General features: G+C 37.7%; 26 protein-coding genes and 1 pseudogene. 8 read left to right on the top strand and 19 right to left on the bottom strand.

Features of this window, described 5'->3' with window-relative positions:
- Positions 1-87: 87 nt before the first annotated feature.
- The 13 genes and pseudogenes from OCK74_RS08745 to OCK74_RS08690 form a co-directional block, all read right to left on the bottom strand.
- The gene (locus OCK74_RS08745; RefSeq protein WP_279296644.1) at positions 88-315 is read right to left on the bottom strand and encodes a hypothetical protein; all 228 of its coding nucleotides are present in this window, start codon (positions 313-315) and stop codon (positions 88-90) included.
- Positions 316-473: 158 nt separating this feature from the next.
- Positions 474-872 (bottom strand): family 1 glycosylhydrolase, encoded by a 399-nt coding sequence (locus tag OCK74_RS08740; protein ID WP_279296643.1) that lies wholly within the window; start codon positions 870-872, stop codon positions 474-476.
- Between the two features lie 216 nt (positions 873-1,088).
- Positions 1,089-1,754 (bottom strand): FAD-binding oxidoreductase, encoded by a 666-nt coding sequence (locus OCK74_RS08735; protein WP_279296642.1) that lies wholly within the window; start codon positions 1,752-1,754, stop codon positions 1,089-1,091.
- Between the two features lie 39 nt (positions 1,755-1,793).
- The gene (folE, locus tag OCK74_RS08730) at positions 1,794-2,459 is read right to left on the bottom strand and encodes a GTP cyclohydrolase I FolE (RefSeq protein ID WP_279296641.1); all 666 of its coding nucleotides are present in this window, start codon (positions 2,457-2,459) and stop codon (positions 1,794-1,796) included.
- A gap of 322 nt (positions 2,460-2,781) precedes the next feature.
- A complete protein-coding gene (locus tag OCK74_RS08725; RefSeq protein WP_279296640.1) occupies positions 2,782-3,093 on the bottom strand; it encodes a sigma factor in 312 nt (103 codons plus the stop codon).
- Positions 3,094-4,096: 1,003 nt separating this feature from the next.
- The gene (locus OCK74_RS08720) at positions 4,097-4,534 is read right to left on the bottom strand and encodes a hypothetical protein (RefSeq protein ID WP_279296639.1); all 438 of its coding nucleotides are present in this window, start codon (positions 4,532-4,534) and stop codon (positions 4,097-4,099) included.
- A 172-nt stretch (positions 4,535-4,706) separates the two neighbouring features.
- Positions 4,707-5,162 carry a hypothetical protein gene (locus OCK74_RS08715; protein WP_279296638.1) on the bottom strand — a complete coding sequence of 152 codons (456 nt, stop codon included), beginning with the start codon at positions 5,160-5,162 and terminating at the stop codon, positions 4,707-4,709.
- Positions 5,163-5,198: 36 nt separating this feature from the next.
- The gene (locus OCK74_RS08710) at positions 5,199-5,582 is read right to left on the bottom strand and encodes a hypothetical protein (protein WP_279296637.1); all 384 of its coding nucleotides are present in this window, start codon (positions 5,580-5,582) and stop codon (positions 5,199-5,201) included.
- Positions 5,583-5,626: 44 nt separating this feature from the next.
- Entirely contained in the window at positions 5,627-6,133 is a 507-nt protein-coding gene (locus OCK74_RS08705) for a hypothetical protein (protein WP_279296636.1), read from the bottom strand.
- A gap of 28 nt (positions 6,134-6,161) precedes the next feature.
- Positions 6,162-6,329: pseudogene (locus tag OCK74_RS27935) on the bottom strand (GreA/GreB family elongation factor); the annotation flags it as partial.
- Positions 6,330-6,344: 15 nt separating this feature from the next.
- Entirely contained in the window at positions 6,345-6,563 is a 219-nt protein-coding gene (locus OCK74_RS08700) for a GreA/GreB family elongation factor (RefSeq protein ID WP_279296635.1), read from the bottom strand.
- Between the two features lie 6 nt (positions 6,564-6,569).
- Entirely contained in the window at positions 6,570-8,135 is a 1,566-nt protein-coding gene (locus OCK74_RS08695) for an FMN-binding glutamate synthase family protein (RefSeq protein WP_279296634.1), read from the bottom strand.
- 67 nt (positions 8,136-8,202) lie between these two features.
- Positions 8,203-8,730, bottom strand: a complete 528-nt coding sequence (locus OCK74_RS08690; RefSeq protein WP_279296633.1) for a hypothetical protein — start codon at positions 8,728-8,730, stop codon at positions 8,203-8,205.
- Between the two features lie 1,008 nt (positions 8,731-9,738).
- Between OCK74_RS08690 and OCK74_RS08685 the strand changes: the two genes are divergently transcribed.
- Complete coding sequence (locus tag OCK74_RS08685) at positions 9,739-10,779, top strand: IS110 family RNA-guided transposase (RefSeq protein ID WP_279296632.1); 1,041 nt, start codon at positions 9,739-9,741, stop codon at positions 10,777-10,779.
- Between the two features lie 254 nt (positions 10,780-11,033).
- Here the strand turns inward: OCK74_RS08685 and OCK74_RS08680 are convergent, their stop codons facing one another.
- Positions 11,034-11,516 carry a hypothetical protein gene (locus OCK74_RS08680; RefSeq protein ID WP_279296631.1) on the bottom strand — a complete coding sequence of 161 codons (483 nt, stop codon included), beginning with the start codon at positions 11,514-11,516 and terminating at the stop codon, positions 11,034-11,036.
- Positions 11,517-12,340: 824 nt separating this feature from the next.
- Between OCK74_RS08680 and OCK74_RS08675 the strand changes: the two genes are divergently transcribed.
- On the top strand, positions 12,341-12,571 hold the full coding sequence (locus OCK74_RS08675; RefSeq protein ID WP_279296630.1) for a hypothetical protein: 231 nt from the start codon (positions 12,341-12,343) through the stop codon (positions 12,569-12,571).
- A gap of 214 nt (positions 12,572-12,785) precedes the next feature.
- A complete protein-coding gene (locus tag OCK74_RS08670) occupies positions 12,786-13,331 on the top strand; it encodes a hypothetical protein (RefSeq protein ID WP_279296629.1) in 546 nt (181 codons plus the stop codon).
- Between the two features lie 147 nt (positions 13,332-13,478).
- On the opposite strand, the gene OCK74_RS08665 is transcribed toward OCK74_RS08670, so the two are convergent.
- The 4 genes from OCK74_RS08665 to OCK74_RS08650 form a co-directional block, all read right to left on the bottom strand.
- Positions 13,479-13,958, bottom strand: coding sequence for a peroxidase family protein (locus tag OCK74_RS08665; protein ID WP_279296628.1), 480 nt, complete (start codon positions 13,956-13,958; stop codon positions 13,479-13,481).
- 72 nt (positions 13,959-14,030) lie between these two features.
- Positions 14,031-14,528, bottom strand: coding sequence for a GNAT family N-acetyltransferase (locus tag OCK74_RS08660; protein ID WP_279296627.1), 498 nt, complete (start codon positions 14,526-14,528; stop codon positions 14,031-14,033).
- A 45-nt stretch (positions 14,529-14,573) separates the two neighbouring features.
- The gene (locus OCK74_RS08655; protein WP_279296626.1) at positions 14,574-16,082 is read right to left on the bottom strand and encodes a saccharopine dehydrogenase C-terminal domain-containing protein; all 1,509 of its coding nucleotides are present in this window, start codon (positions 16,080-16,082) and stop codon (positions 14,574-14,576) included.
- 47 nt (positions 16,083-16,129) lie between these two features.
- A complete protein-coding gene (locus OCK74_RS08650) occupies positions 16,130-16,753 on the bottom strand; it encodes a hypothetical protein (protein ID WP_279296625.1) in 624 nt (207 codons plus the stop codon).
- Positions 16,754-17,125: 372 nt separating this feature from the next.
- Between OCK74_RS08650 and gyrA the strand changes: the two genes are divergently transcribed.
- Together gyrA and OCK74_RS08640 are read left to right on the top strand one after the other, a co-directional pair.
- Positions 17,126-19,708 carry a DNA gyrase subunit A gene (gyrA, locus tag OCK74_RS08645; protein ID WP_279296624.1) on the top strand — a complete coding sequence of 861 codons (2,583 nt, stop codon included), beginning with the start codon at positions 17,126-17,128 and terminating at the stop codon, positions 19,706-19,708.
- Between the two features lie 27 nt (positions 19,709-19,735).
- Positions 19,736-20,983: a tetratricopeptide repeat protein gene (locus tag OCK74_RS08640; RefSeq protein WP_279296623.1), complete on the top strand. Its 1,248-nt coding sequence runs from the start codon at positions 19,736-19,738 to the stop codon at positions 20,981-20,983.
- Positions 20,984-21,215: 232 nt separating this feature from the next.
- Here the strand turns inward: OCK74_RS08640 and serA are convergent, their stop codons facing one another.
- Entirely contained in the window at positions 21,216-22,451 is a 1,236-nt protein-coding gene (serA, locus tag OCK74_RS08635) for a phosphoglycerate dehydrogenase (RefSeq protein WP_279296622.1), read from the bottom strand.
- Between the two features lie 226 nt (positions 22,452-22,677).
- Between serA and OCK74_RS08630 the strand changes: the two genes are divergently transcribed.
- From OCK74_RS08630 to ald, 3 genes are read left to right on the top strand one after another with little or no spacing between them, the layout of a single operon-like run.
- On the top strand, positions 22,678-23,862 hold the full coding sequence (locus tag OCK74_RS08630) for a serine hydrolase domain-containing protein (RefSeq protein ID WP_279296621.1): 1,185 nt from the start codon (positions 22,678-22,680) through the stop codon (positions 23,860-23,862).
- Between the two features lie 21 nt (positions 23,863-23,883).
- Positions 23,884-25,380 carry an NAD(P)H-hydrate dehydratase gene (locus OCK74_RS08625; protein WP_279296620.1) on the top strand — a complete coding sequence of 499 codons (1,497 nt, stop codon included), beginning with the start codon at positions 23,884-23,886 and terminating at the stop codon, positions 25,378-25,380.
- 58 nt (positions 25,381-25,438) lie between these two features.
- A complete protein-coding gene (gene ald, locus OCK74_RS08620; protein ID WP_279296619.1) occupies positions 25,439-26,572 on the top strand; it encodes an alanine dehydrogenase in 1,134 nt (377 codons plus the stop codon).
- Positions 26,573-26,594: the final 22 nt, after the last annotated feature.

Here is a 26,594-nt window from a genome sequence, read left to right as displayed (position 1 = left end):
AACTAAAGAGTAAGTAGGTAGGGGAAAGGTTACAGAAAACCTGAATATTCTGTCTTTTAATTTGAATTCTGCTAATAATACCCAATTTTAAAAATTTAACCCATAGTTTTCTGATACCAGTATATCTTTCCATTGCTGTATAAGTCTTTTATAGGCTTTACCAACAGGCATTATATTACGATTAAGGTCGAAAAGGCCTAGCTGATTGATATGTCCTGAGTCCTCGCGAAGGGCACTATCCCAATCTACCTGGTGCTGAAGGCTGTACCAGGTAAACCCGTCAACTGGCACACCATCCCGCTTTAATTGGTGCACATTGGCCCATTATTTATACAGCCAGTTAACACAATTAGGTGTGGTAATATTTGTCTCCGTATGCATAATAGGCAAGCGATAACAGCTGTAATACTGGTGGGTGATTACATAGTACCCGAAGATTTCTACCGAAGCCTCGGTGCTTCCATCTGGATGCACTAAATGTTCGTTGGTAATGTAATGGCCTTACAACAATGCTTTAAGGCCGTTACAAAGCTTTTCTCACCGGACAGTCTTTCGTTCCACCACCCATATAAGGCTGAGAATGTTGCTGTTATAAAAATTTCATTAATGGGCGTGAAATACAGAAGGTAAGGGAAACGCTCCGCAAAAGCCTTGGCATATGATGCAAAAAGCTCTGGGAAGTCTGGATTTTGAAAATTGCCTACCCAGTCAGGTACCCCAAAATGACATAAATCAACAATAGGGATAATGCCATGCTCACAAATTCTTTTAAAAGTAATGTCGGTAAATTCCCAATCATATTTATCTGGACCCAAATGAGTTTTGTAATAAGGTGGTCCGTAACGAAGGTGAGTGATGCCTAATAATTCCAATAGCTGATAATCGGTTTTCCAATGCTTGTAATGCTCCGTCTTCTCCATTTCATCTATCCTTTTCTACGTGCCATCAGGCAACTGAATAGTTGGATAACTATTTTCAATGCCGGTGGCAAACATAAAGTACTCTGATAATGTTTTGTTCATAGTATAGGAATTGAATAATCAGCTTTATCCATTTTGCCGTTAGTTCCTGTTTCTTAATTTTTTCATTTATTTTTCAAACACCACTGCTTCCGGTGAAGCACCCAGTTTTACTAAACAGTCCTTTACTGCCTCCACCATTTTGGGCGGTCCACATAAATAAAAGTGTTTACCGAAGTCATCAATATAGTCTCTCAAAAATTGCTCGTTTATAAAGCCATTCTGATGCTTTTTGCTATGTTCACGAGTTATGATATAAATGGCATTCTTACCAAGCATTGAAGACAATTCATTTTCAAGAATGATATCACGATCTGTTTTATTGGAGAAAAATAACTTGCTGTCATCCAGGTTATTTTCTTTCTTCAACTGCCTGAGTATAGCAATGAAGGGAGTAATACCAGCACCACCGGCAATAAAATATCCGGGACCTTTATATTCAATTGCCCCCCAAACATCCCTGACAATCAATTCATCACCCGGCACAAGCGTATTGAGTTCGTTAGTGACCCCAGCATGATCTTTATACATCTTGATCGTGAATTCCAGATAGGGTGATGTATTCAATGAAGTGAAAGTAAAAGGCCTTCTTTCCTCTTCCCATCCTTTTTTATTGATGGAAACCTCTGTAGCCTGACCAGGAACAAAATCATACCCTTCTGGCTTTTCACATTGAAATCGTTTTACATTGTGCGTAACCTGCTCAATAGCTTTTATCTTGATCTTGTGTTCCATTAATTTTTATTTGCTGCTAGACATAAAACTCATGAAGCATTATTTGATAAATGAAATGAATTCTCTTTTTGGTTCTTCTTTTCTAAACTTACCTGAATAGTGGCTTGTTATGGTTGTACTGTTTACATCGCTTACACCTCTTGATGCTACACACAAATGAGCCGCGTCAATTACAACAGCTACATCTTCAGTTTGCAAGGCTTCTTTTAAAGCCCCTGCTATTTGTTCTGTAAGCCTTTCCTGCACCTGTGGTCTTTTGCAATAGTATTGCACGATACGGTTGATTTTAGATAAACCTATCACTTTGCCACTAGAAAAGTAAGCTACATGAGCCTTACCGATGATGGGCACAAAATGGTGCTCACAACAGGAATAAACAGTAATATTTTTTTCAATCAACATCTCATTGTAGCGGTATTTGTTCTCAAAAAGAGTAACATCTGGTTTATTATCAGCATTTAACCCGCTGAATAGTTCTTTCACATACATTTTAGCTACCCTATCAGGTGTCGCTTTCAGACTATCATCATTCAGGTCAAGACCTAGTATCAGCATGATCTGTTTAAAATGGTTACTGATAAGTAACATTTTTGCCTCGTCGTCAAGCGTTGAATCATTTGTGCCCAAAAGTTCATTAAATAAAGGCGGAACGAATTTCCCGTTTGTTTCTTCCACATAATTGCCATTACTATTAATTGTGAACATTCTTTTAAATTTTACTCATTTGTACATTCAACAAGTAGTTTCCATGGTTTTCATTGAAGATCCAGAAAACTCTTACTTGTTGGAGTAAGTGAAGTATTAAAAGGTTACATTTATTGTGAAGGAAAATTTTTATAATAATTCAAATACCCGGAGTTAAATTACTGGTGATTTTTAATGAATACTAGAGCCTAATGTAACCTTTCCCAATTCACGGTTCTGCAACACTTCTTCTGTCTGGTTTTCGTTTCCTTTTAAATACATAGGTAAGGAATTTGATTCCGGGATTTGTTCTCGTGGAACTTAATTTTTATAATATCCATATTTAAAGATATTTATTGATCATTATTCTGGAGGCCCATGTTTTAAAAGAAGCCCGATGCTCAAATTTTGAAAGTTTTGTATAGGCCGCCACATGAGTATCCTGCATTAGGTCTTCTGAATCCTGATGGCTGAACCCATAACTTCTCGCAATCTTATATAAGACAGGATTGTATTTCCGGATCATAACTTCAAACAATGCTAAATTTCCATTCTGGATCTTTTCTATAACAGTATCATCATTCTCAATTTCTATATGATCAAGGAGGCTTTGCTCCACTACTGTTTTATAGGTTATAACATAAGCTATTGTCAATTGGTTGCTTATTGTATAGAGTAACTGGCAGATCGAAAGGTTACAGAAATTTAGAAATACTTACTTTTTAGCAGATGAAAAAAAATTTTAAAACTCTTGTAACCTTTAGCACATTCACTTACTCTATTTAAGTAAGGGGAGGAGTATGCTCTTCCTAGATCAATACATAAAGCCTATAATACTTCTCTATTGTGCCTGAACTAACGGCGACAAACTCTTTTATTTGGTAGGGTTTTTAGTAGTTTTAAATACACAATTGCTTTATCGATCATGATTATAGTTTTTTAAGGCAACAATATTGCATATCCGTCTGTATGGAAATCATTGCATAGGGAGGCTTCTTTTCCTTAATTGACAAAGGATATTTCTATGGATGTTGCTATCATAGGAGGTGGCATCACTGGCATACCAGCGGCTTGTATTTAATCCAAATTGATGATTTTATGGAAAGACATAAAAACAAAAAAACTCCTTACTTTAATATATTCAACTAAGTACGTCCATCTGAGGCAAGCCATAATATTGAAACAATTTTTAGAACATACTTGTTATGCATAATAGAAATAATATAATCGTAATTAGCCTGGATTATGAAGGAAATACATATCAGGTACAAACAAGGGAAGGGAAATACGAATCATTAATGTGCCTTATATCTGAGCATCTTCCTTTACGCAGTTTTGGTATTTGCTATGGAGGCGGATGCTGTGGCACTTGTGGTGTGATGATTAGTAATAATGACACAGGTTTGAAAAAGTTTATTTTATCCTGTGAAGTTCAGATTGATGACGAAATTGCAAACAGCGTCGTCACTATTTATAGGGTCTAGCAGGAGGTCATGATTTCTTAGAAGAAAATTATCCAACAGTAAGTAAAAGAGAAAGGGTGCAAGGCTTGGAAATGCAGTAGAATTAAAGGACCGTAACAGTAAAAGCAACACTGGCTCCAATGCTGGTATTACTTTTACTTATTGAATCGTATACTAATATTTTGCATTTAATTATCAATTATTCATTTTTGAGTATGCAATAGGAAAAATAATATCCTGGAATACAGTATGCACTGAATGTTTTACGTGTTTTGCATATCTTTCAAGGCTTTTCAATAATGCTTCACCATAAAAGGTTTCAAGTTTTGAGATAATACCATTGACACGAGCAATTTCTTTTTTAAGTTCATTCCTTTTTTCATCGTCAAAAGGAAAATACATTTTTTCAGCTTCCTCAAATTGCTCTTTAAAACTCTTTTCTAATTCTCTGTAATAAGGCTGCAATAAAGGAGCTGCCGTAAATTTCCTTAAATGAGCAAGCTTCATGGCATCCTTTTTCTGTGTGCTATTGACCTGGCCATATGAGCAGGAAGCCAACACAGAGATTAATACCGGAGTTTTATAAAGTAGCTTCCGTTCTTCATCTGATAAATTTTCAAATTGTGGAATCATAGTGTTACAATTTAGAATTTTACTAATACTTATTTATTTGGTAGGGTACTCTCTGGTTGACTGACCACAATAATTAGCTTGCTTCAATCCATGATTGTAAGCTCTAGGTTTTTGTTTGCGAATTGACTTTATAGGCAACTTCTTATTTCAACGAATTTTATACTTGAGCAGTTTAGTTCTGAGTACCTCTTTCTGGAGCGTAAGAAGTATAAAATTCCTGCGCAATAGCTCTGAACAACCTCCATGAATTTCTTACCTTTATTTCATTACCATCCACAAAAATATTTAATTTTTTGCAAACAACATCGAGCAACTTCCATAATTCATAGTCTCCGCAAATGGCGTCCTTTTCACAGGTTGTTTTTACCCGATTCACCAGCTTTTCAAGCTTGAAAATTTCATCCTCTGCACGCAAGGTCATTAGATCTATCTCCAGAAACTCCTGTAAATAAAGTTTAAGCTTTGTTACATTAGATTGTCCTTCTTGGGAAGTGAAGCTTGCTATAAATGTAGAGATGAAAAGCGCACCCACAACAATGAGTAATACAATATGTAAGGGGGTAGCAAAAATGTTTTGTCGTTGCCATTTGCTTAGTTTTTCATTTATATTTTGAATACGTTTTTTCATTTGTTTTTCATCTTTTACAATACTTATATTACATCACTAACAACAGAAGTAACTTGGATATCTTTTGTATTTTTTTATTGTTGAGGCCCTCCGAGTATATTTTATTGCCATTGCTTTTCTTTTTTTAAGTTGACGGATTAACTTCCTCTCAACCTTTTTAAGCAAAGATTTCCAACGATAACCTACATTTGAAGCAATGTGATCTTGGCCAGGTATAGCCAACCTAACGCTAATTTTACGCAGGTAAACAAAACCTTTATTCGTATTTTTTATAAAAATGTCTATCCAAATTACTTCTGGCCCTATTTGCTTAAGCTTCATAATTAAGCTTTGAAGACGTAGCTGAAGATATTCATTCATGTCAATGTCAATAGTTTGTATATCAGTTTTAATACCTTCGTAATTCTCTATGTATTTCATGACTTTAATTGTTTATCAATTAAGTACTCATCATAAGCTAATAATCAAAGTACATATTCTTGTTCAATGCTAACTGTTCCTGGAAGTCTATGAATATTTACACGATTTCTCCAATGCAAGGCTCTTCTTGATAAGGAGGGCAGCTCAGTTACGGAATCTTTACTATCATCATAAAAGCAAAACTTATGATGCATATGGTGTCTTCTTAACTTTATTTCTAAAAAGATTTTTTTGATGCATTTATCCTGTTCGTCTCTTTCTTCAATTATGCTGCTTGAGGCAACTTGCAATAATGATATGCACAGTTCTTGTTTGTTCTCCTCTGTATGGTCGATAAGCACAAGCTTTTTATTTTTTCTGTCTATTGCAATTACCTTATTTTCTAAAATATCGATATACTCTATCGAAAGCTTATTTTCTAATACAAGCATATCATAACTCATAGCAAGGCTTAACTGACTTCTTTTTTTACGTTTTTCTTTGATTATTTCCCTGATTCCATATAAAGCAGGTAATCCGATGATCAGTATGATTATTAGGTATAACGGCATAACTTGGGTTTATAAAGTTTAATACTATTTATGTATACTTATGTGCAACTTCTAAAATGGTAAAGGTCTTTTCACCAGAAGGCACTTTCCACCTAACTTTTTGTCCCTTTCTGTACCCAATGAGGGCAGTTCCTACCGGTGACATAATGGAAACCTTTCTCGTTTTGATGTCAGCCCTTTCTGGTGTGACCAGTGTAACCTCAAAGGTTTTTCAGTCTTTTTCATCCAATATTTTCACCTTGGAATTTAGCCTCACCACATCTGCAGGAAAATTATTCTTGTTTACCAGTTTGGCTTTTTTTAATTCAGCCTCCAGTTCTTCAGCATTGTGGCGGTCAAATGAGTTTCTGTTCAGGCCTCCCTTTAAATAGGCTACAATTAATTCATAATCGTCCTTTCTTATAATAAGTTGTTCTTTTACTGTTTCCATAAAGAATTAATTTAATAGTGAATGAAGATTATTGATAAAGGAGCTTTCCTTATGCTTGAAATAGATCTGCTCAAAACTTTTGGTCTCATGTTCATTGATTCTTCTAAATAGTTTTGATGGATGTATGCTTTCCAGGTTCTTAAATCCACATGCTTCCATGATCTCTTTTGTCGCTGCAATTGTATGGGCATGAAAGTTGGCCACACGAATCCTTTTATTAGAAGGATGCAGTCCTTTGTATAATGAGGGGTTTTGTGTAGTAACGCCTACAGGGCATTTGTCACTATCACATATTAATGCTTGTATACATCCAAGCGCCATCATCATTCCCCTGGCACTATAACAGGCTGATGCACCAAGAGACAACACTTTAATGATATCAAATCCAGTAATGATCTTACCAGCCACTATAATTTTTATGTGTTCAGACAAGCCGAATGCATCAAGTGTTTGTTTTACAAATGCCAGCGCATCATATAAAGGCATACCCAAATGATCCGTAAACTCCAGAGGCGCTGCACCGGTGCCGCCTTCTGCACCGTCTATGGAAATAAAGTCGGGGATAATACCAGTGGAGCTTATGGCTTGGCAGATATCAATAAACTCCTGTTTATCCCCGATACATATTTTAAAACCTACAGGTTTGCCTTCAGAAAGTTCCCTTAAAAGGTGAATAAAACGCATCATTCCTTCTGGAGTATCAAATTCCGCATGACGGCTTGGTGAAAGAATTGTGGTACCTGGCACTACTAACCTGATTGCTGCTATCTCAGGAGTGTTTTTCGCAGCGGGCAGTATACCCCCATGGCCAGGCTTAGCTCCTTGAGATAATTTCAATTCTATCATTTTCACTTGTGGGTGTAAAGCATTTTTTCGAAACGCTAAAGCATTGAACTTTCCATCTTCGCTTCTACACCCAAAATAACCTGTTCCAATCTGCCAGATCAGATCGCCCCCTTGTAAGTGGTAAGCACTGATGCCTCCTTCACCAGTATTATGAGCAAAACCTCCAATTTTGGCTCCTTCGTTTAAAGAGACAATGGCCGTTTTACTCAATGCTCCATAGCTCATAGCTCCAATGTTTAAAATGCTGGCTTGGTAGGGCTGTAGACACTGTTTATTACCAATCTTCACCCGTAAATCTTCATCCAGCATAGAAACCGGAAATACAGAGTGTGCAATCCACTCGTAGCCTAGGGCCATTGGATCTGATTGCATGCCGAAAGCAACGCTTTGTCTTTCATTTTTAGCCCGTTGATAAACAATTGACCTCTGCCTTCTATTGAAGGGCTTTCCATCCAGGTCTGACTCAAAAAAATATTGCCTCAGCTCTGGTCTTATGGCCTCAAGGAAATAGCGCAGGTGACCAATAAGAGGGTAGTTGCGTATAATTGCATGCTTCTTCTGTCGAATATCCCTAATAGCTATCAGCAACAAGGGCACAGATACCAAAAGCGCCCAATACCATTTTTCATCCACTTTATTCGCAGTTTTTAATATGATGGCATTCATGAAAATGAGCATAGATAATATAATGCCACTGATCGAAACCGCCTTTAGACTTCGTGTCATAAAAAAATTGTCGTTAATTAAAAAATGATGATCACCTTTCTGGCCATGTATTCTTCAGGGCATCAAATCAAGCTATCATCTGTAATTGATTCCTTATCATTTTAGAAAGCATAATTTGCCAGTTCTTTGCTTTCCTGTCCAACTCCAATACTTTACGACCTTTATGGACTGCATGCTCATAAAAGGATATTTCTATGGGTGTTCTATGATCCAGGAATTCCAACCGAAGGATAATAGATTCCAGGTAATTATCAATCCCCCTTTTCTTCAGTTCACCAGCTTTGATACCCCTGTAAGTTTTCTTGATAAAACAGCTCAGAACTTCATCAAGATTAATGATATGCCAGTCATATTCAAACTGGCCACATTGCTTTAAAACCACAAGTTTCCTGTGTTTTCCATCAAGACCAATAGCACAGTCATTTAATATTTCCTGACTTGAAAATGAAATATTATTCTCAATTCCAAGCTTGCTAAATCGCGCAAGAAAATCAGTTGTTCTATTACTCATATACTTATCATTTTTGAAGACCAACAATAGAAATATCAATAGAGACACTGCCATAAAAGCTGCAGTAACAATCATTATTGACATGTTTAATTAGTTTGTACAGTAAGTGCTTACAATTTTGTTTTACACATACATCCTTTTCTTCGATACGTAATCAAAGAGGCTAAGAACATAGGGATCGTTATCACTAATAGCCAATATCATTTCTCGTGGATGACAAATGCATTTTTTAATACGATCACATTTGTTAGCAGGAGTAAAAAGATGATGTTATCACTTACTGAAATCGCTTGATTTCGAGTCATAGCAAAATACTTTACTGATGAATGAATAAAAGGAATAATTACAACCAGGAAGAATCCAAAGCCCTGAAATTTCAGGCCTGGGCAGATGTATTAAAGTCCTTAAAATTGGAGAAGTAGTAAAGCTTGGAACAGAAAGGGAAAAACTCTGTGAAGGAGCAGGTAAAACAATCCCTTGTATCAAGTACTAAATACCTGTTACAAGTAGTATGTGTATTATGAATAATGATACCTGCCATGTATACAAATCTAACAAATATTGTTGTATAAAAGTCTTTAGGTATTAAAGGTTACGTTAAAGATATAAGTGTTCTAACTACAAACTTCGAGTGACAAATTGTTTTGGTTGATCGCTTGATGCTTGAATTATACTTCATAAGAATTACTAGTGAATCTTTCTGATGGATTTGAACGTAAAGGAGGGATTAATTTGAATCCTCCCTATTGTTAAGGTTTATTATCCTGATAGCTAACAATCCAACTTTTAATAAATATATGTACTGAAAAATGAGGGTGTCTCCTATGTTTGTAAAACGGGGGATACCCTTTTCTTTTTGAAGGAATATTAAGATACCAATAGATTTGATTTTAAAGGTGAAAAGCAGTGAGAGCGAAGGGTGTCTATACAGCTTTAAAGTATGTAGTTTTTGAGCTATAGCCTCACTGCTTTTATCTCTCCAAGAGTTTGAACAGAATGTAAGGAATAGCGCAGGGCGTTATATCCTGAATATCCCACCAGGAGACAAAACGAAGGGAGAGGGTTCGCTTTTACTTATTTAAATCAAATGGTATGGACAAAATTGTAAAACAGGTAGTTGGCATAGATGTAGCGCAAAAAGAGTTAGTAGTTTGTTTCGGTCGTCTGTCTGAGGACTTTACCGTTGAAATGCATGCTTACAAGGCATTCCGCAATACAAGCAAAGGGTTCGGGGAGTTGACCCGATGGGTTCATAAGCTTACCAATCCAGAGGTGAGCCTTCGTTTTGTCATGGAAGCTACAGGGGTCTATCATGAACCGCTTGCCTATTTTCTGGAGGCGGCAGGTTATGCCATCAGTATTGTGTTGCCCAATAAAATCAGTAATTATTTCAAAACCCTAGAAGTAAAGACGGTTACGGACAAAACAATGGCAGAAACCATTACTCACTTTGGATTAGAGAGAAAACTGGAGAGTTGGCAGCGCCCTAAAGCCATCTTCAAAAAACTGCGTCAATTAACCCGTGAGCGGGATCAACTGGTTCAGGAAAGGACCATGGTGAAAAACCAACTGCATGCCGAAGGGGCTGAAGCAGAGCCCAATGCTTCCTCTGTAGCCAGGATCAAAAAGAGGATCGCATTACTGGACAAGCAGGAAAAAGAAATCCTTGAGGAGATCAGCAAACTGGTTAAACAGGATGAGCAAATAAAGCAGACCGCTGAAATCATCTGCTCCTTACCTGGGGTAGGATTGTTAACAGCAGCCACGGTCTTAGCCGAAACCAATGGCTTTGAACTGATCCGTAATAAACGACAACTAAGCAGTTATGCCGGCCTGGATGTCAAGGAGAAACAATCGGGTACTTCCATCAAAGGCAAACCCCGGATCTCCAAAAAGGGAAATACTTATTTGCGAAAAGCCATGCATCTGCCCGCGCTCACGGCTATACGGCATGATGAAGGTTTTAAAGCCATATTTATTAGATTAGTGTCTAAGCATGGTATAAAAATGAAGGCCGTGGTAGCCATACAGAGAAGGTTACTGGAAATGATCTATATACTGTATAAAAACAAGGCTGTATACGATAAAGAATATTATAAAAAAGCAAACCTCTTACAGGAGATGATCGCATAAAATTAGAGAGCAGCCAAAGCTGCTCCCTAAACAGGCTGGCTTTCAGCCGCCTAAAAAACAAAATTAAATAAATCAAATTAACTTGGATCTTAACACAGAATCTCAAAAGTAAAATGAAGGCGCTAAGCATCGCGTAAATGGAAATCAATTCCATCCCCCCTACCGAATAAAAAGAGGGTGTCTCTTACTTTTGAGACACCCTCATTTGATTCTTGTATAGAAGTATTCGTTTTAAAATAATAAAATAAGTAGCTTTAAAACCCTTGCCAATATTGACTTTTATAGTTTAAATAGACGCTTCTATATTTTGGTTGATGCATGAGTATTTTAGTAACAACAATTTGCCAGTCTCTAGCTATTTGGACTAATTCTGGTAATTCAAATATGTTATGATCAATGTGGTCATAAAAAACTACTTCAACTGGTTGTTTACAATTTACAAACTCAAAGTATAACATAACTTTTTCTAAGTGTTCTTCAAGCATGCCTCTTTTTAAATCATTTGTATTGATATTTCTGTAGGTTTTCTTTATAAAGTGAGTTTGTATATTATCAATACTTATGATAAGCCAATCATATTTATCTTCAGAATTCTTTTGCACAATCAAAAGCTTTCTTTGCTCCTCATCCAACGCAAGTGCAAGTTTCTTCATAACATCCCGCCTGGAAAGTGATAAATTATTTTCTCCCCCTATCTTGTTAATAAAATAGTTTGACTCAACGTTTTTATTATACATATACTTGCTATTTATATAATTAAATAATAGAAAATGCAAATGGAATTGCAATGCTAATAAGCATCAATAAACCTAATAGGCTACTTAGCTAATAAAATACATTTATCTAAATGCGATAAGCATACTTTTATTATCCTAAGCCAAGTACAATGAATAGATACAGCAATAGTGAATTAACAAAAATCATTAACCTGGTACTAACATCCAACAATACTTATATTGTCATAATAAAACTAATAGCTATAAGTATTTAATCTATGAAAATACTGTCTAAATTCAGACTCTTATTTTGGAACAAAGCAAGGCTCATTCCATTACAGATTTAGAATAGGAATAATAAAAAGCAGGATTACCCAAGTAATGTAATTATTAGGCTTAGGATAGCGTATTGAAGTCTTTGAAGCTAGAAAAATAGTAAAGATCCTGGCAGAAGGGAAAAAATTCAGTAAAAGAACAGGTATAACAATTCCTTGTATCAAGTACTATGTACTTAATAGAAGTTTTTTGCTCAATATTGTTAACTGTACCTGTCATGAATACAAATCTACTAAAATTTCTTGTTTAAAGTTCTTTGATAATTAATGGTTCGTTAAAGATTAAAATATTTCCATTATGTATATATAGTAATTGACCTATGCCGGTGATTTCTATATCTGGATAGTCGATGTATATATTAAAGTTTACAACGCTTAATTCTCTGATCATATTATTAGCAACGGGACGAACTTGGAGCAAGGAACCGCACACAGGGGAATTCGTTTTTTATAACACTGGCACCCTATACAAAATTCTTTGCACCAAAAAAATCTGAATAATAAACAAGTATGGTATCTGATAATTCAGATACTTTTGAAGATGCCAACAAGAGCAAACAAAACGCCCAGTGGGAAAACAAAGATGGCCAATCCATCAATGTGGATGTAGCAAGAGGGGCTGGCCAAGTGAAATTTGGCGGTACCATGACCTATGCCATGCTGGTAAGGAAAAGTTCAACTAATGGCTCTATTGGGGCTACCAAGTTCATAAAGGTGATGTCCTTTTGCGCCATTGTCTGAACCCAAATCAATCTAAATCAACTCAAAATAGAAGTGCCCTATTAGGTGCCCTCTAATTCACAGTTTTCTTCAATACCTTACCAGACTGCATTACGCAAAAAGTATGCAGTCCCGTCCGGTCCGCAACGCGCAACTTGATAATGAAAAGCATTAAATATTCGCAATTCGCGAATCGCGAATCGAGAATTAAGGAGTATATTGCATAAAAAGACAAATGAAAGCACACCGGGGTATGCGCCCGCAAGATGTATTGATCCTGCTCAAAATCATGGCCAAAGGTTCTCAGCCTTGGTACTCTAAGGAACTGGCTATGGAGCTTTTCATGAGTGCTTCGGAAGTCACTGAATCCCTTAACCGGTCTATGATAGTAGGCCTCTTGGATCCCTCACGGAAAAAAGTAATGGTAAACGCCTTTGTGGACTTCCTGATTTTTGGGCTTCGCTATGTTTATCCCGCCCAGCCAGGTCCTGTGGTAAAGGGCGTTCCTACCTCTCATTCGGCACCAGTGTTGTCTGGATTTTTCAAAGCTGAGGATAAGTATGTGTGGCCTGATGCTGAAGGGATCGAGCGGGGACAAGCCATTGAACCATTATATCCCACGGTTACTAAGGCTGTTAAGGTAGATGCCATTTTATACGACCTGTTGGCTCTCACCGATGTGTTTCGGGTAGGTAAAACAAGAGAAATCAAAGTAGCCAGAGAGCTGTTACAAAAACTGGTATACGGTTACCAAAAAGAAATAAAAAGCCATGAAGGATAACATCAATATTGCACGCATTCGGGCGGTCGCCACTCCCTCAGCATGCCTTAGCAATACTTCTTAGCATCCTCCTTTGTTCCTTAATAATATAAAACAAAAGGCAGTGGAATTCACTGCCCTTCTGTTTCAACTTTTACTTTTGCCAGCTTACTTCTTTTTAATATCAAACCGGTCTAAATTCATCACTTTATCCCAAGCAGTTACAAAGTCTATTACAAATTTTTCCTTTGCATCGTCACTGGCATACACTTCGGCAACGGCTCTGAGTTCGGAGTTGGAACCAAATACCAAGTCGGCACGGGTGGCGGTCCATTTCGGCTGGCCTGATTTCCGGTCGGTACCGAGATACAATTCCTTGTCTTCGCCCATTGCTTTCCAGGCGGTGCTCATGTCCAGCAGGTTTATCAAATAGTCATTAGTCAATACACCTGGCCTATCGGTAAATATGCCATGCTTTGAGCCATCATAATTGGTATCCAGGGCACGCATACCCGCAATTAAGACCGTTAACTCTGGAACCGTAAGCATTAACAGTTGCGCCTTGTCAATCAACATGGCTTCGGTGGATGCAAAGGCATGAAATTTACGGTAGTTTCTAAAACCATCAGCCATTGGCTCCAGGGGCAAATAGTTGAAATCAGTTAAATTTATGATTCAATAGATTAAATCTATAACTCTTGTATTACTAAGGCTTCAGTATTATTTCCTTATTGCATAAATCAGTTCATCTATATATTCACCATTTTTGAATAAGGTTTTTTCAAAACGAGCTTCCAATAAGAATCCGGCTTTTTCAAGTGCTTTTTGGGATGCTATATTATGACCGAAAGGCCTAGCAAAAATCCGGTTAATATCCCAGTTTTTAAATCCATAATCTATCATTTGAATAATTGCCTTTGTAATAATTCCTTTTCCCCAGTAAGGCTCGGCGAGCCAGTAGCCTAATTCGGCATTCTTGCGTTGTATGTCGCTCTGAGGATGAATGCCTATTCCCCCAACAGCCTTTCCATCGATTTCAATTGCCAGGATATTAGGCGGATTTCCCTTTGAAGCGTATTGGATGAATTCCCTACCTTTTTCCTGGGTATAAGGGTGCGGGAACAAATCTGTCATAAACCTAGCAATATTTTGATTGTTTGCATATTGAACCAAACTGTCCAGGTCTTTCATATTCCAACGTCTTAATATAAACTCCATACCTATATTTAATTCTAATAATAGATAGCATTGCCTTTACAAATATTAAAGCGGGATTGTTTCTTCTGTGAACTCTATTCCGAGGTCTTTCAGCTCTTTTAACACAGGTTCATAAATCTCCTTTTTTACCGGTATCTGTAGTCCTTTTAAATTTATTTCACCTTTCAAAATCAGTTTTGCGGCTATTCCTAAGGGTAAGCCGACGGTTTTAGCCATGGCTGTATGATCTTTATTTTGACCATTAATGCTTAAAGAACTTCTTATTTTAAAAGGTGTATCTGCTATCAAATATTCTATTTCGTGCAGCATCACCACCCGATCTTTGTCCTGATCTTTTAACGCCAATTTATTTTCAAGAAGAAATTGCAAAAAGTTAGCTGCACTGCAATGGCCTTTATTTACCATGGTTTTGTTATCGTCCATACCTAAGTAAAACAATTGGCTCAGCGTCAATTTGGATTCGTGCAATTTAAATGCGATTGTTGCAGCGGCATCGTTTTTCAGATCTTCTAAATCAACATTTTGCAGGCTACCTTTTTCGGTTACCATCATAAAATTCTCTGCCGGCTCAATTCCTTGCTTAGATGATTGCTGTTCCATTTGGGTTAAATTGACCAGGTTTGAGAGTAGAGACTTTGTAATGTCAAACTGATCGTGGAGCTTTTGCTCCAGCCAGTTTTTGAAATTATTTTTATCTAGATGCTCTTGAAATACCTGATGGACGGTTTTATGGCCTGTTTCGAGATAGACAGTTTCATCTGTCAGTTTCAGATCGATCAAGTTTTGCCATCCATATATAAAATCAGGGTGGCGGAGCGTTGTCCGGATAAAAGTATGGCAGTTCTCCAAGCCATAAACCTGTGCATAGTTTAATGAATCCCGGTTGGGATACCAGCAAAAAAGCTCTTCTCCCAAGGCCAAATACCGCTTTTCACCGAATACTTCATGATAATTGAGCTTTACAATTTTACCATCCTGTTTAAATATGGCACCATCCTTCCCTGCGTTGACAACATTTTTAGGGTTCCAACTAATTTTGTAATGCCATGGATTATCGTCGCTCTCAGGCGCCACCAATCCTCCACAGTGAGACATAAACGAAGTGATCATTCCATCATTTGATCTAATGGTATCAATGATTTTTTTAGCACTCATGTGGTCGATACCAGGATCCAATCCCATTTCGCACAGAAACAAGATTCCTGCTGCTTTGATTTCCTGACTAAGACTTCTTAATTCATTATTTATATAGGAAGCGGTAAGTAAATTCTTCCTGAGTTGAAGGCAATCTTTAGCTATTTGAATATGCAGGTGAGGAGGTAAGAGAGAAATTACCAAGTCTGCTGTCCGGATGAGGGAACTTCTTTGGTGGCTATCATTTACATCAAAAGTAGCAGCCATTCCGAACGGCGAGTCCCCAATCTTGTTTTTGGCCAACTGGAAATCTGCATCAATAACGGTCAATTTCCATAATTCTTCCTCTGCATTTTTCAATATATAATCAATCAATGCTGACGAAGACTTTCCTGCACCAAACAACAATATTTGCTTCATCCTTTTTTAGGTGAAGTTAAAGTAGTTTGAAATGTGACGGGTCAATGTCAAGCCATGAATTCATGGGGGGCGCATTCAGAAGACTTGATGTTTGTAATGCGATAGATTATTTTAGATCCTTTTGTATTTGACGGGATATGAATGGTCTTGTAGCTTTTGGGTTTCACAAAAGCAGTTGTATAAGCTTTTGTTTGAACCAGTTTTCCATCTTCCTGGAAGTAGTCAATCTGAACGGTTAACGATTCAATAAAGTGATCTGAAGGATTATAAACAGTTATATCCAAATCATCAATGCCGCCAGTTGAATTTATATGATATTTATTATTCTTAACCTGCAGCAACTTTTTTAGTACTTCCAGGCTTAATATTTTTGTTTCACTTGTGCTGGTATTATGTGATTTAATTCCTGTGTCTGATGCTGCTATTATTTCTTTGACCAATGCATTCTGATAATTTTTGTCATCATTTCCGTCAGGGGGATCGTTTTGCAATGCATTTTTAATGGCTATAAAATCGCTTGGATAAGATTCAAATCCTTGCACAATAGCTTTTATAATAAAAAAATCGAACATTAAAACTGCAGTCACAACCAAAAACCAGCACGTTTGTGACATTGGGGCAAAAAACCATCCCTTATCCTCTTTGTTTCTCCTCAAAAAATACCTTTTCATAACTCCACATTTTACATCCTTAAAAATGTGCAGAAAATACTGTGCCCATTTCTGAGATGATTTTAAGGAATATCAATATAGAAGAGTTACTGGGTAAGCAATGGAATCAACTAATTTGAGAAGGCTATCCTAATCGTCCCTAATTTTTAAATTATCAGAAAAATGAGATTAAGGCTTCATATCTCAAATAAAACATATTTTATATATTTTAACTCTTATACTGTTGCTTTCCAATTTAGAAATAAACATTAACAACGTATTATATAAATCAATTGTTTATTCATATTAAAACATCTATATTTTTTAAGGTTTTTAGCTATAGAAGAGGTAAATTTGCTCGCTTCAAAAAAGCTATAAATTAAGCTGAAACGAATGGAAGATAATCTGCAACCGCAAGAGACAAATGATTTAAACCGTATAATTCCTGTTAACATTGAGGAGCAAATGAAAACCGCCTATATAGATTATTCTATGTCGGTGATTGTTGGACGCGCACTTCCTGATGTTAGAGATGGATTTAAGCCAGTTCACCGCCGTATTTTGTATGCGATGAATGAGCTGGGCATGAGTTATAACCGGCCTTACAAGAAATCTGCCCGTGTAGTTGGTGAAGTTTTGGGTAAATATCACCCCCATGGGGATTCTTCAGTATATGATGCCATGGTGCGTATGGCCCAAGGGTGGAGTATGCGCTACATGATGGTGGATGGTCAAGGTAACTTTGGTAGCCAGGATGGCGATGGCCCTGCGGCTATGCGTTACACGGAAGCCCGTCTTCATCGTATTTCTGAGAGCATGCTCCTGGACATTGACAAGGAAACCGTTGATTTTCAGTTAAATTTTGACGATTCCCTTGAAGAGCCCACAGTACTACCCAGTCGAATTCCCAACCTCCTGGTTAATGGATCGAGTGGTATTGCCGTAGGTATGGCTACGAACATGATGCCACACAATCTTGGTGAAGTTATCGATGGCTGTATTGCCTTTATTGATAACAGAGAAATTACCATTGATGAACTGATGCATTACGTAAAGGCTCCTGATTTTCCTACAGGTGGTATCATCTATGGTATGGAAGGGGTAAAGGCTGGCTTTAATTTTGGCCGTGGCCGTGTTGTATTGAGAGGCAAGCTTCATATCGATACGAAACCTAGCGGGCGAGAGCAAATCATTATTACGGAAGTACCTTACCAGGTGAACAGGGATGCGCTTTGCGATCGTATTGGTCAACTGGTTAAGGATGGTACCATTGATACCATCGCTCACGTCAACAATGAATCCAATAAAAAGGAAGGTACCCGGATTGTCGTTGATCTGAAGCGCGATGCGGTTGCCAACGTTGTTGTGAACCAATTATACAAATTCACGGAACTTCAAACCAGCTATGGCATTAATAATGTAGCACTGGTAAAAGGCCGTCCCCGCATATTAAATCTGAAAGATCTTATCGGGGAATTTGTTGACTTCCGCCATGAAGTTGTTGTGCGCCGGACGCAATTTGAATTGAAAGAAGCTGAGAAGAAAGCTCATATCCTTCAAGGTTATTTAATTGCGCTGGATCACCTGGATGAAGTGATTGCTTTAATTCGAGCTTCATCAACGCCGGAAATTGCCAAAGAAGCGTTAGTAAGTGCGGGTTGGGGGCTTGACGAAATACAAGCAAAAGCGATCCTTGAATTGCGTCTGCAACGTTTGACCGGCATGGAAAGGGAAAAAATCAAACAGGAATATGATGAATTGATGAAATTGATTTCCCATTTAAGAGAGTTACTGGCTAATGAAAGCATGCGTTTTGATCTAATCAAAAACGAATTGCTGGAAATCAAAGAGCGTTTTGGTGATGCCCGTAAATCGGAGATCACATACCTGGATAATGAAGTAAGTATCAAGGATTTAATCAAGGAAGAAGATGTTGTCATTACTATTTCTCATTTAGGATACATTAAACGCACTTCGGCCACAGAATTCAGGGCTCAGAAACGTGGAGGAAGAGGAGCGATGGGGGGCAGGACCAGGGAGGAAGACTTTATCGAGCACCTGTTTGTTGCCTCAACACACCACACGCTTTTGTTTTTCACAGAGAAGGGAAGGTGTTACTGGCTGAACGTTTATGAGATTCCAGAAGGGGAGAAGAACAGTAAAGGCCGCGCCATTCAAAACGTCCTGCAAATTGCACCGGATGATAAGATCCGCGCGATCATCGATATTGCAGATTTACAGGATGCAGACTTTGTGAATTCGCACCATATTGTATTATGTACCAAGAAAGGTATCATTAAGAAAACGGATCTTGCTGACTTTAGCCGCCCCCGTCAGACGGGTGTCAATGCAATAACCATTGTTGAAGGGGATCAATTATTAGAAGCCCGGTTGACAGATGGAAATTGCGAAATTATGTTGGCTGTTAAAAGTGGTAGAGCGATCCGATTCCCAGAGAGTAAAGTACGTTCAACCGGTAGAGGAGCGATCGGAGTAACTGGTATTGAAGTTGATAATGAAGAAGATGAGGTTGTTGGTATGATTTGTGTTAATCCATCCACACCTGACAGAACAGTACTGGTTGTAAGCGAAAAAGGGTATGGAAAACGTACAGCTGTTGATGAGTACCGCACGACCAACAGAGGTGGGAAAGGTGTGAAAACTATATCTGTTACTGCTAAAACAGGTAGCCTAGTTGGTATTCTTGATGTTGCAGAAAAAGAAGATCTTATTATTACGTGCAGGAGTGGAGTGACGATCAGGATGAATGTTGCCAATATTAGTGAATTGGGAAGAGCAACCCAGGGTGTTAAACTTATCAGAATTGATGAAGGTGATGAAATTGCCGCCATTACGCAGATACATGTAGATGAGGAGGAGAGTGCTGAATTAATAGAAAATGAAAAAACGACCAACGATGAAGCAACGAATCTAAGCGAAGACTCATCTCCACAAGAGGACGGTGTTCCATCATAACAAAAATTCAAAATTAAAAAAACAGCAATGCGGAAATTAATTCTCTCTGCAATACTGGTTGCCAGCAGTGCTACCATGTTTGCCCAAAAACTTGATGCCGTAAAAGAAAAGATCGACAGTAAGAAGTATGATGAAGCTAAAAAAGAAATCGACAAGATTTTGGCAGATCCTAAAGGCCAGAAAAATGCCAATGCCTGGTTTTATAAAGGAATAGTATATACTAATCTTGGCATGGATTCGACCAAAACGGACATGGACTACAAGGGTGAAGCTTTCAATGCTTTTAAGAAGTATTATGAATTGGATCCCAAGAATGTAATGGGGACATTAGATCAAAACGTCCGGATGTTCCAATTATATGAAGGATATTACACTCAAGCTGTTAAAGACTATAATGCTAACAATTTTGCGGGTTCATTTAACAACTTCAAGAATGTTTTGGCAGTAGAAGAGTATATTTCTCAAAAAGGATTTACTTATACCGGAATCAATATTCCTGCATTTGATACCGCCTTGCATTTAAATATTGCAGCAACTGCTTCTAAAGCAAAGATGGAAGATTCTGCTATGGTTTATTATCAACGTTTGGCTGATAAAAAGATAAAGGGAGAGAACTACATTGAAATCTACCAGCTTTTGGTTGATTATTATATAAAGAAAGGCGATGAAGCTAACAAGGCGAAATATCTAGCTCTTGGCCGTGAGCTTTACCCAGAAAGCGATTACTGGTTTGAAGCCGAATTATCACCAGTGCGTGAAGACAAAGCAAAGCTGTTTGCGAAATACCAGGAGCTGACAAAAGCTAATCCAACAAATTATTACCTAAACTATAACTATGCTGTTGAACTTTTCAACTACGTTTATGCGGGTGATAAAAAACCAGCTGATGCGGCAACGTATGATCCAATGGTAGAAGTAGCGATAGCAAATGCGGTTAAGGCAAATAGTACACCTGATGCCAATCTTTTAATGGTTCGTTATCTCTCTGAGCAGGTTTACAAACTTGAAGACCAGTCCAGAGCCATTAAAGGAGCAACACCAGATGCAGTTAAGAAAAGGAAAGACCTGGCAGCTTCAGTAAATAAAACCTGGGATAAATTAGTTCCTTACGCTGAAACATCCTTTACTGGTTACACAGGAAAAAAGGATCTAAAGGCTTACGAAAAAGGTAACCTTAAATTTGTGTCCAACGTTCTCATTGATTACTATAACATGAAGAAGCAGTTTGATAAGGCTAAATCTTACGAAGACAAAGTGAAAGAGTTTGGAATTTAATAATAGAAGAGCCGGATAAATTCCGGCTTTTTCTTTTAAACACTATTTAACATAATATAAATTATGCGACATTAATGTATTTTATTCCTGAGATGGATTATTCACATAATTATTCAGCTTATTGGTCTTGACTATAATTGGCTATTTAAAATGCACAAGGCCATATACTGATTAAAAAATAAGAGCCCCGCAATTAACGGAGCTCTTATTCTATTTTTCAAAAACTTTATTTTCAATAAAGCACTCTCACTTTAATCGTATTCGGAACTTGTTTTAAAAGTTCAGCAGCCTGGCTAGAAAGTTCCTTATCGACATCCAGAACTACATAACCAATACGGTCATTTGTTTTCAGGTATTGTCCCAAGATATTAATATTATTATTTGACAATTGGCCATTTATCTGAGACAAAACGCCAGGAACATTTTTATGAACGTGCAGAATTCGATGTGCACCTTCTTGTGGAGGCAAAGACAAGGCTGGAACGGTATGAGAGCCCCAGCTAATACCTTTTTCTAAAAAGTTCAACAGCTTATTGCTCACATCATCGCCTATATTATGTTGTGCTTCTTCCGTAGAGCCCCCGATGTGAGGTGTTAACAACACATTGGGCAAACCTTGTAATGGTGTAATAAAAGGATCCCCATTTTTTTCAGGTTCAACCGGGAACACGTCAACAGCAGCGCCACTTATTTGTCCGGCTTCAATAGCTTTTTTCAATGCATCGAGGTCCATCACCTCTCCCCTTGCATAGTTGATAATAATTGCGCCTTTTTTGAAATATTTTAGATTATTCTTATTGATAAGATTTTTTGTTTGCGCAGTTTCCGGAACGTGTAAGGTCACAACATCGGCCTGGCTTAATAAATCTTTCATGCTTTTGGTATCTCTAGCATTACCTAAAGGCAATTTAGTTTCAACATCGTAGAAAATGACCTTCATACCCATAGCTTCGGCCAGGATACTCACTTGAGCGCCAATATTGCCATAGCCAATTATACCAAGGGTCTTTCCACGTAATTCATGACTGCCTGAAGCATCTTTTGACCATCCACCTTTATGAGCGGCTAAATTTTTATCTAAAATTCTTCTAATCAAAAGAATGGAAGATGCAATAACAAGTTCTGCAACTGAACGTGTATTAGAATAAGGTGCATTAAAAACAGCAACACCATGATCGGTAGCAGACTGCAAGTCTACCTGATTAGTACCGATACAAAAGCAACCAATTGCCTGTAATTTTGAAGCTGCCTCCAAAACTGGTTTAGTGATATTTGTTTTAGAGCGGATACCTATAATATGAACGTCTTTAATTTTTTGAATCAGTTCATCTTCGGGCAATGCTTTTGTCAGCTTTTCAACGGAAGCATATCCACTATCAACAAACTTTTTAACTGCTGCATCACTAATGTTTTCCAGTAATAATATTTTGATTTTTTCTTTGGGGTAGCTTGTTTTGGGAGTTTCCATGGTGCAAATATCTATAAATCAGCCGAAAAATGACTAAAGTTAATTATTGACAATTGTCAGTTTATTGAAATAATATTTTGTGTTATTCGTTTTTGTTTAAAAATCTTTAAATAACACATGTATTTATGATGAATTATTTAACGGATAAATTATTTTGGGATTCTTTTTGTATTAGATAAGTAAGTCTTTTAATTTTCCGCCTCTACATTTGCAAAAAAATATTGTTTTGAGAGTCATTTTTTTTATTGTTGGATTATTTGTGTGCCTGTTGGGTTGTAAATCTCAAAAAGATAAACTTCATATAGCCCCTAAAGATTCCATGCACGTGGCTGCTATGGCTAGTTTGAGTAATTTAGAAAAGCAGAAATATCAACATGCTATAGAAAATTTTCTTAATCATTCTTTATTAAGATCTGACTTCAACGGGAGTATACTTGTGGCGAAAAACGGAACTATTGTTTATGAGAAATATGTTGGTTATAAAGATATTAAAACAAAAGAAGGTTTAACTGCAGAGACCCCTCTTCAAATTGCATCAACAAGTAAGACATTTACTGCTATAGCTATTTTAAAACTCATTCAGGAGGGGAAATTGCAGCTTAATGATTCGTTGGGAGTTTTTTTTCCAGGATTTCCTTACCCGGGTGTAACTGTAAAAATGTTGCTCAGCCACAGAAGTGGGTTGCCCAACTATATGTATTACCTTGAACCCAATCATTGGGACAGAAAGGCATTCTTAACGAATGGGGACGTTCTAAATACTTTAATGACCCTAAGGCCACCAAAGGCTTTTAATCCTAACACAAGGTTTCAATATTGCAATACAAATTATGTTCTATTGGCTTTAATTATTGAAAAACTAAGCGGGGTACCTTTCCCTGTTTATATGAAGACAAACATTTTTGAGCCGCTTGAAATGAATAATACGTTTGTGTGTACAATGAATGATTCCCTACGTATTACGCCTTCTTATAATGCAGGTAGCGGATTATGGCAACTTGATTATACTGATGGCCCCTACGGTGATAAAAATGTTTACTCTACTCCAAGGGATCTGCTCAAATGGGACCAGGCATTATATACCAATTTTCTTGTGAATAAAGCACTGTTGGATTCTGCATTTACACCTTATAGTAATGAAAGTCCATCTCAGCACAATTATGGTTTAGGTTGGCGCCTATTGATTCTTCCCAGTGGTAAAAAATTAGTATACCATCATGGGCGCTGGCATGGTTTTAATTCTGCCTTTGCCCGGCTCATAGATGAAAAAGCCACTATTATCATATTGGGGAATAAATATAAAAGCAGTATTTATACAACTGCTCGAAAAATGTATAACTTGTTTGGTGATTATGGAGAAAGTGGTGTACAGGTTTTAGAAGATAATGGAGGCAGTGAAGGGAAGGAATAAGCTTTTCAATCGCGATGAAACGTGAAAATCTATAATGCTTACCAGATTAAAGAATGGGATCAATATACAATAGCCCATGAGCCTATTTTATCTGTTGACCTGATGGAACGGGCTGCTCAGAAATGCGTTCTATGGATTCTTGCACAAAACTGGTCAAATAAGCAGTTTATTATTTTCTGTGGTAAAGGTAATAATGGCGGGGATGGTCTCGCCATTGCCCGTTTGTTGAAGGAAAAAGGGAAAAGGGTAGTTGTTTACATCCTAGAGTTTGGGCGATTAGGTTCTGATGATTTTCAAACTAATTTACGGCGCTTACACGAATTGCCTATTGATATTCATTTTATCCAGAGCCCTGACATGTTTCCTCATATCGGGACTGGTGATATTGTTATTGACGCATTATTTGGCTCAGGCCTGAATAAGCCATTAGAGGGTTTAAGTGCAGCGCTTGTATTCCATGTTAATCATTCCCCTGCGACAGTAATTTCCATTGATGTCCCTTCCGGATTGTATATTGATCAATCTTCGGTTGGAAATACAATCGTTAAAGCGGACATCACACTAACATTTCAAATTCATAAATTATCCTTCTTACTACCAGAAAGTCAAGATTATGTTGGGAACGTCCAGGTTTTAGATATTGGTTTACATCCTGGTTTTGAAGAACCGACTGATTTTCAGCTCCTCGATTTACTGCATATCAAAGGAATTTATAAACCACGCCAGGAGTTTGCGCACAAGGGAACTTTTGGTCATACGCTTTTAATTGGGGGAAGTTATGGTAAAATTGGTGCTGTAGTTTTGGCAGCCAAATCATCTTTAAGATCCGGGGCCGGGTTGGTCACCGTTTTCATTCCCCAGTGCGGATACCAGATTCTTCAAACTTCGGTACCAGAAGCTATGGCAATGACTGGCGAAGACATAGGGCTAATAGACAATTTACCTCCTGATCTTGAAAGGTTTTCAGCTATTGGTATTGGACCAGGTTTGGGTACAGATCCCAAGACTCAAAAAGCCGTAGTTAACCTGGTGAAGAGCATGAAAAAACCAATTATTGTTGATGCGGATGCGCTTAACTGTTTGTCTTTGCACAAAGAAATTCTATTTAAACTTCCTCCCTATTCCATACTGACTCCTCACCCTAAAGAATTTGAGCGTCTTTTTGGCGTTTCATCCAATGATTTTGATAGAATTCAACTTGCAAAAGAAAAGGCCAAGGAACTGAATATTATTATTATTTTGAAGGGGCATCACACTTTTATGGCTATGCCCACTGGCATCTCCTATTTTAATAATACGGGAAATGCCGGTATGGCAACAGGTGGTACCGGAGATGTACTTACAGGGATACTGACATCATTAGTCGGTCAAGGCTATGAACCTGTTGATGCAGCGTTATTAGGAGTTTATCTTCATGGTCTTGCGGGTGATATTGCTGCGGAAAACAATTCAATGGAAGCATTAATTGCCGGAGATTTGGCTGGATATTTAGGAAGTGCTTTCAAAAGGATACAATAGTTTCAAGTATTTGCTTATTTTCGATTAGTAGTTGAAATACATAAAAGTGTAATATTATATGCGTATTGGTGTACCTACAGAAATCAAAAAAGATGAAACTCGCGTGGCGATGACGCCAGCGGGAGCTTATTCCCTTGTACGTGCGGGGCATGAAGTTTTTATACAAAAAGGCGCGGGATTAGGATCAAGCTTTAGGGATGAAGAATACGTGCAGGCAGGAGCTAGTATAGTAGAGACTGCAGATGAAGCGTGGTCGATGGATATGGTCATGAAGGTAAAGGAACCTTTAAAAAGAGAACTTCCCTTTTTCCGTGAAGACCTTATTTTATTTACCTATCTACACTTAGCAGCTGAGCCTGAAATCACTCAAGAGCTGATCAATAAACGGGTGACTGCAATAGCTTATGAAACTGTTCAATTACCAAACGGCAGTTTACCGCTTCTGACTCCAATGAGTGAAGTAGCGGGTAGAATGTCCACCCAGGTAGGTGCACAATATCTACAAAAACCAGATGGAGGGAAAGGTATCCTCTTAGGTGGAGTCCCTGGTGTAAAACGTGGCAGAGTAACCATTATTGGTGGAGGTGTTGCCGGTACCAATGCAGCTAAAATTGCTGTTGGTTTAGGAGCTGATGTAACTATCATAGACTTAAATCCAGATCGCCTGCGTGAGTTGGATGATATTTTTGGCAACCAGGTATCTACACTAATATCAAATCCTTACAATATCGCTAGGGCAGTAAAGGAATCGGATCTTCTGATCAGTTCCGTATTAATTCCTGGCGCCAAAGCTCCAAAGCTCGTAACTGAAGAGATGATCAAATCGATGGAGCCAGGTTCTGTTGTAGTAGATATTGCCATTGACCAAGGAGGAAGTATCGAAACTGCAGATCACTTCACATTTCATAGTGATCCTATTTATGTCAAACATGATGTTGTGCATTATGCTGTGGCCAACATGCCAGGCGCTGTACCGCGCACCTCAACAATAGCTTTAACGAATGTCACGGTTCCTTATGCTTTACAAATTGCTAATAAGGGATTCAAGCAAGCAGTTACAGAAAATGAGGCCTTATTAAAAGGTGTTAATACACACGATGGTCATATTACATACAAAGCTGTTGCTGATGCTCAGAATTTAGAGCATGCAGATATTTCATCCTTGTTAGGTATATACAATTACATTATCTAAGCCTGTAACCAGGAGAATTTAA

The sequence above is a fragment of the Paraflavisolibacter caeni genome (genome assembly GCF_025628885.1).
Lineage (GTDB): Bacteria > Bacteroidota > Bacteroidia > Chitinophagales > Chitinophagaceae > Flavisolibacter > Flavisolibacter caeni.
The sequence above is the reverse complement of the archived record's forward strand: the minus strand, read 5'-3'. Positions and strand labels throughout refer to the sequence as shown.

What these genes read in the sequence shown, in the direction of transcription:
- OCK74_RS08735 (WP_279296642.1), bottom strand. Translation starts at nt 1,754, where the DNA reads ATGGAACACAAGATCAAGATAAAAGCTATTGAGCAGGTTACGCACAAT.
- folE (WP_279296641.1), bottom strand. Translation starts at nt 2,459, where the DNA reads ATGTTCACAATTAATAGTAATGGCAATTATGTGGAAGAAACAAACGGG.
- OCK74_RS08720 (WP_279296639.1), bottom strand. Translation starts at nt 4,534, where the DNA reads ATGATTCCACAATTTGAAAATTTATCAGATGAAGAACGGAAGCTACTT.
- OCK74_RS08715 (WP_279296638.1), bottom strand. Translation starts at nt 5,162, where the DNA reads ATGAAAAAACGTATTCAAAATATAAATGAAAAACTAAGCAAATGGCAA.
- OCK74_RS08710 (WP_279296637.1), bottom strand. Translation starts at nt 5,582, where the DNA reads ATGAAATACATAGAGAATTACGAAGGTATTAAAACTGATATACAAACT.
- OCK74_RS08705 (WP_279296636.1), bottom strand. Translation starts at nt 6,133, where the DNA reads ATGCCGTTATACCTAATAATCATACTGATCATCGGATTACCTGCTTTA.
- OCK74_RS08700 (WP_279296635.1), bottom strand. Translation starts at nt 6,563, where the DNA reads ATGGAAACAGTAAAAGAACAACTTATTATAAGAAAGGACGATTATGAA.
- OCK74_RS08695 (WP_279296634.1), bottom strand. Translation starts at nt 8,135, where the DNA reads ATGACACGAAGTCTAAAGGCGGTTTCGATCAGTGGCATTATATTATCT.
- OCK74_RS08690 (WP_279296633.1), bottom strand. Translation starts at nt 8,730, where the DNA reads ATGTCAATAATGATTGTTACTGCAGCTTTTATGGCAGTGTCTCTATTG.
- OCK74_RS08685 (WP_279296632.1), top strand. Translation starts at nt 9,739, where the DNA reads ATGGACAAAATTGTAAAACAGGTAGTTGGCATAGATGTAGCGCAAAAA.
- OCK74_RS08680 (WP_279296631.1), bottom strand. Translation starts at nt 11,516, where the DNA reads ATGTATAATAAAAACGTTGAGTCAAACTATTTTATTAACAAGATAGGG.
- OCK74_RS08675 (WP_279296630.1), top strand. Translation starts at nt 12,341, where the DNA reads ATGGTATCTGATAATTCAGATACTTTTGAAGATGCCAACAAGAGCAAA.
- OCK74_RS08670 (WP_279296629.1), top strand. Translation starts at nt 12,786, where the DNA reads ATGAAAGCACACCGGGGTATGCGCCCGCAAGATGTATTGATCCTGCTC.
- OCK74_RS08660 (WP_279296627.1), bottom strand. Translation starts at nt 14,528, where the DNA reads ATGGAGTTTATATTAAGACGTTGGAATATGAAAGACCTGGACAGTTTG.
- OCK74_RS08655 (WP_279296626.1), bottom strand. Translation starts at nt 16,082, where the DNA reads ATGAAGCAAATATTGTTGTTTGGTGCAGGAAAGTCTTCGTCAGCATTG.
- OCK74_RS08650 (WP_279296625.1), bottom strand. Translation starts at nt 16,753, where the DNA reads ATGAAAAGGTATTTTTTGAGGAGAAACAAAGAGGATAAGGGATGGTTT.
- gyrA (WP_279296624.1), top strand. Translation starts at nt 17,126, where the DNA reads ATGGAAGATAATCTGCAACCGCAAGAGACAAATGATTTAAACCGTATA.
- OCK74_RS08640 (WP_279296623.1), top strand. Translation starts at nt 19,736, where the DNA reads ATGCGGAAATTAATTCTCTCTGCAATACTGGTTGCCAGCAGTGCTACC.
- serA (WP_279296622.1), bottom strand. Translation starts at nt 22,451, where the DNA reads ATGGAAACTCCCAAAACAAGCTACCCCAAAGAAAAAATCAAAATATTA.
- ald (WP_279296619.1), top strand. Translation starts at nt 25,439, where the DNA reads ATGCGTATTGGTGTACCTACAGAAATCAAAAAAGATGAAACTCGCGTG.